General features: G+C 63.2%; 5 protein-coding genes. 2 read left to right on the top strand and 3 right to left on the bottom strand.

What is annotated here, in order from left to right; translation table 11 throughout:
• A partial coding sequence (locus ACK5L9_RS01605; RefSeq protein ID WP_416909698.1) for a DUF4440 domain-containing protein occupies positions 1-320 on the top strand: 320 nt, incomplete at its 5' end.
• 19 nt (positions 321-339) lie between these two features.
• Positions 340-804, top strand: a complete 465-nt coding sequence (hisI, locus tag ACK5L9_RS01610) for a phosphoribosyl-AMP cyclohydrolase (RefSeq protein ID WP_416909699.1) — start codon at positions 340-342, stop codon at positions 802-804.
• Positions 805-1,223: 419 nt separating this feature from the next.
• On the opposite strand, the gene ACK5L9_RS01615 is transcribed toward hisI, so the two are convergent.
• The 3 genes from ACK5L9_RS01615 to thrS form a co-directional block, all read right to left on the bottom strand.
• Positions 1,224-2,102, bottom strand: coding sequence for an NAD(P)/FAD-dependent oxidoreductase (locus ACK5L9_RS01615; protein ID WP_416909702.1), 879 nt, complete (start codon positions 2,100-2,102; stop codon positions 1,224-1,226).
• 28 nt (positions 2,103-2,130) lie between these two features.
• A complete protein-coding gene (locus ACK5L9_RS01620) occupies positions 2,131-3,240 on the bottom strand; it encodes a CobW family GTP-binding protein (protein WP_416909700.1) in 1,110 nt (369 codons plus the stop codon).
• Between the two features lies 1 nt (position 3,241).
• Positions 3,242-4,291: threonine--tRNA ligase (thrS, locus tag ACK5L9_RS01625; RefSeq protein ID WP_416909701.1), on the bottom strand; the 1,050-nt coding region annotated here is incomplete at its 5' end.

Here is a 4,291-nt window from a genome sequence, read left to right on the forward strand (position 1 = left end):
ATCTGCTTACCCTCTATGCCAGCGACGCCATCCTGGTCCCGACGATGGAAGATGCGGTCGGCGGCCATGCCGATGAACGGCGGGCCTATTTCGAAAGTTTCCTTGCCAACCCGAACCTGCGCTGCCGCATCGACAGCCTGCGCAAGCGGATCAGCCACAAGCTGGGAACGGTCGTCGTCGGTGGCCACTACACATTCACCTTCGGGCTGGCCGGAACACAGCAGACCCTTCCCGCCCGATATCTCTTTACCTTCGAGGAAATCGACGGGGCCTGGCTCATCACCGGGCACCACTCGTCGCGCATGCCTTCCTCGTCATGAATCAAGCACGGAAAACGCCATGTCCCTCTTTTCCCCTCGCCTCACCGTGGAACAGGTCGAGGAAGGCCACGACCTCGCGCCAAAGTTCGGAGCTGACGGCCTGATCCCGGTCGTAACCACCGATGCCGGAAGCGGCGAGGTGCTGATGATGGGCGTGATGAATGCCGAGGCTCTGACCCGCAGCATCCGGACCGGCGAGGCGCATTACTGGAGCCGCTCGCGCCAATGCCTCTGGCACAAGGGCGCGACCAGCGGGCTGGTGCAGAAGATCGTCGAAATGAGGATCGACGACGATCAGGACGCGATCTGGCTGCGGGTAGAGGTGTCCGGAGGCGCAAGCTGCCATGTCGGCTATCGCTCGTGCTTCTACCGCGCGGTACCGGTGGGCGGCGCGAAGGTGCCGACCCTGATCTTCACCGAGGCAGAGAAGGTTTTCGATCCCGTTCAGGTCTATGGCGATGCGCCCAATCCGACCCGGCTCTGACGCTTTCCGGATGGCGCTGGCGCTCGGCTGGCGGATGCGTGATTGTCAAGAATGGTGTGATGATTTCCGGCCGGAAAACCAGGCGATTCAGGATCCCGGCCCGCGCGCGAACGGCGGCATTCCACCACCGTCAAATGCGGCATCCCGCCGACCCCGGACCATGTATGGCTGACGGAAGCTGGTTCCGGTCACAGTATCTGCGCAGCATCAGCATCAAATCAAAAGGTTATAGCCAGACAAGATGATCACTTTGAACGCGTCTGGCTAAGCTGCGAGGATCGCCGTGCTTGAGGACAGCCGCGATTTCCACACCGGAAAGTTCGTTGCACGATGGGGTGCCGCCTGCCACATCCGGACCCTCGGCTGGTTCCGCGAGGCACAATCCTGCGATTGACAGCTCCGCGAAACGGGTCGTGGTCTTAGACCAGCAACGAGCGATGCAACTGCGCCCCGGCCCAGGCACCATCGCCTACGGCAAGCGATACCGAATGCGGTGCCTTGGCAGTATCGCCGCAGGCAAAGATACCGGGAACGGTGGTCTCGTTGGTCTCGGCCGTGTGGATCTGCTGGCCGAGTGGGTTTTCGACCAACGCGCAGCCCAGCATCCCGGCCAACGGTCCCGGAACCGCGCGGCTGGCGGTAAAGAGGCCCGCGAAGGACAATAGACGGCCATCGCTCAGACGCAGCTCCGCCTCGCCTTCCAGCGCCACAACCGGGGTTTCCTCGATGCTCACGCCGCGCGCCGCCAGATTGGCGCGAACCGCGTCGTCCGGCTGCACGGCGCTGTTGGTCAACAGCGTGACCTCGCCCCATTCCGGCAGCATCTGCGCCTGATGCAGCGACATCGGCCCTGCGGCAATCACGCCGATGCGGCCCATATTCAACTCATAGCCATGGCAATAGGGGCATTGGAACACGCTGCGACCCCATCGTTCGGCCAGACCGGGGATCTGGGGCAGTTGGTCCCGAACCCCGGTCGCCAGCAGCAAGCGCCTGCCTTCATGGCAAGAACCGTCTTCCAGCGTGATGTGGAAATCGTCCGTCACGCCTCCTGCGGTGGTGGCTGTTTCCTCGATCCAGATCAGGGTCGGATAGCGCAGCAGTTGCTCGCGTGCCGTGGCCCAGATTACCGCCGGATCGACGCCATCCTGCCCCAGAAACCCGTGCGAATGGCTGGCGAAGCGGTTGCGCCTTTGCCCTGCATCCACAATCAGCACCCGACGCCGCGCCCGGATCAGTTGCAGCGCCGCCGCCATGCCTGAATAGCTGCCGCCGATGACGATGACGTCGTGTTTCATCATCCCGTCCTTGTCATCCAGCCACCCGTCAGCCAAGGGGTCTGCCCTCCTGCCTGAACGTCTGGAACGCCATGGCGAGAAACGGTTGAGGCTTGCCGGAAAGCGCCTCGAACCCGGCCCGGATGGTGCCCTCGTTTAGGGCGGTGCCGATGACCACGAGCCGGCTCTGCGCCACGCCATGCGGCCAGCCCTCCAGACGCGTGATCGGATAGAGGCGATGCCGCACGGCGTGGATCAGGGCCGGCGAGGCCGGATCGTCCTGAAGCGCGACCAGCCCCTTGATCCGCAAAAGACCGTTGCCCGGCGTCGAGGTCAGCCGGACAAGGAACTGCCGCAGCGCAAGCTCATCGACCGGATCGTCGCGGGTAAGCGGGATGGCAACGACATTGCCGTGCCGGTTCAGGTCGTGGAAATGGCCGCCATGGCCATGAGCATGGTCATGCTTCGCCTCGGCCGCCAGCCAGTCCTCGACCCCCTCACCCTTGCCGAAGGCGGAATAGCTGCCGGGTTCCAGCAGCGCAGACGGCCGGAACGCCGGATCGGCACCGTCGTGGAACCGCAGGCCGGGATTGAGGCAGCGCAGCCTGTCCGGCCAGTCGCCTGCCGGTGCCACATCGGTCTTGGTCAATACGACATGGTCGGCAAAGGCGATCTGGCGCAGGCTTTCAGGATGGCTGTCCAGCGCCGCGCCGACCCCCTCGACATCGACTACGGTGATCACCCCCGACAGCCGGAACGCCCGCGCCACCGCATGATCGCGCAACGACATGGCGGACATGCCGCCGGGGATCAGGCTGTTGATGATCGGCGCAGGATCGGCCAACCCGGTCGTTTCGACGATCACGCGGGAAAATGGTGGCAAGCTGCCGTCGCGCCGTCCCACCAGAAGCTGATCCAGAGAGGATCTCAGATCGCTGCCGACCGTACAGCAGATGCAGCCGGTGGTCGTGACCACCGGCTGCTCGTTCCCCTCGCGGACCAGATGGTGATCGACAGGCACCAGGCCGAATTCGTTAATGATCAGGGCCGTATCGTGAAAACCGGGGTTTTCAAGAATACGGTTCAGCAGGGTGGTCTTGCCCGCGCCCAGAAATCCGGTCAGCAGGAATACCGGGATTTGTTCAGTGTTTCCAGCCATGTCAGGCCTCCTTCGGGACGTTCATTGCGCCCTGCGTTTCCAGCGGTGTGCGCGCCTCGGCAGCCAGAAGATCCAGCGCCTCATCCAGCGGCAGGGTGCGGCTGCCTTTTTCACCCAAACGCCGCAGCGAGACGGTGCCATTTTCGGCCTCGCGTGCGCCAATGGCCAAGATCACCGGCACCTTCGTCAGAGAATGCTCGCGCACCTTGTAGGCGATGGTTTCGTTGCGCAGATCCGCCTCGGCGCGGATGCCGCATGCCAGCAGCTTGGACAGCACCTCCTGCGCCCAGGGATCCGCGTCAGAGGTGATCGAGGCCACCATCGCCTGCACCGGCGCCAGCCACAGCGGCAGATGCCCGGCAAAGTGCTCGATCAGGATGCCGGTAAAGCGTTCCAGCGATCCGAACATGGCGCGATGCAGCAGCACCGGCACCTCGCGTTCGCCCGAGCGCGCTACATAGGTGGCACCAAAGCGTTCCGGCAGGTTGAAATCCACCTGAAGCGTGCCGCATTGCCAGTCACGCCCGATTGCATCACGCAGGACATATTCCAGCTTCGGCCCATAGAACGCGCCTTCGCCTTCGAAAATGGTGAAGGGCTGGCCCGCGACCCGCAGCGCCTCGCGCAAGGCGTCCTCGGCGCGGTCCCAGGTCTCATCCGCACCGATGCGGTTTTCGGGGCGGGTGGAAAGCTTTATCCGGATGTCCGAAAACCCGTAGTCGCGATAGATCGACAGGATCAGGTCATTGACCTTGACGCATTCCTCGGTCAGTTGGTCGGGCGTACAGAAAATATGCGCATCATCCTGTGTAAAGGAGCGCACCCGCATCAGTCCATGCAGCGCGCCCGACGGCTCATAGCGGTGTACCTTGCCAAATTCGGCAAATTTCAGCGGCAGTTCGCGATAGCTGCGGCTGGTATGACGATACATCATCATATGGCCGGGACAGTTCATCGGCTTCAGGGCGAATTCGCGCTCATCCTCGGTCTTGGTCAGGAACATGTTTTCACGGTAGTTCTGCCAATGGCCCGAGGTCTCCCACAGCCCGCG

The organism is Paracoccus sp. (in: a-proteobacteria) (assembly GCF_047973135.1).
Classification (GTDB): domain Bacteria; phylum Pseudomonadota; class Alphaproteobacteria; order Rhodobacterales; family Rhodobacteraceae; genus Paracoccus.

Bases quoted from the DNA above. Each gene is read 5' to 3' on its own strand.
- ACK5L9_RS01615 (WP_416909702.1), bottom strand. From the start codon at position 2,102: ATGAAACACGACGTCATCGTCATCGGCGGCAGCTATTCAGGCATGGCG.
- hisI (WP_416909699.1), top strand. From the start codon at position 340: ATGTCCCTCTTTTCCCCTCGCCTCACCGTGGAACAGGTCGAGGAAGGC.
- ACK5L9_RS01620 (WP_416909700.1), bottom strand. From the start codon at position 3,240: ATGGCTGGAAACACTGAACAAATCCCGGTATTCCTGCTGACCGGATTT.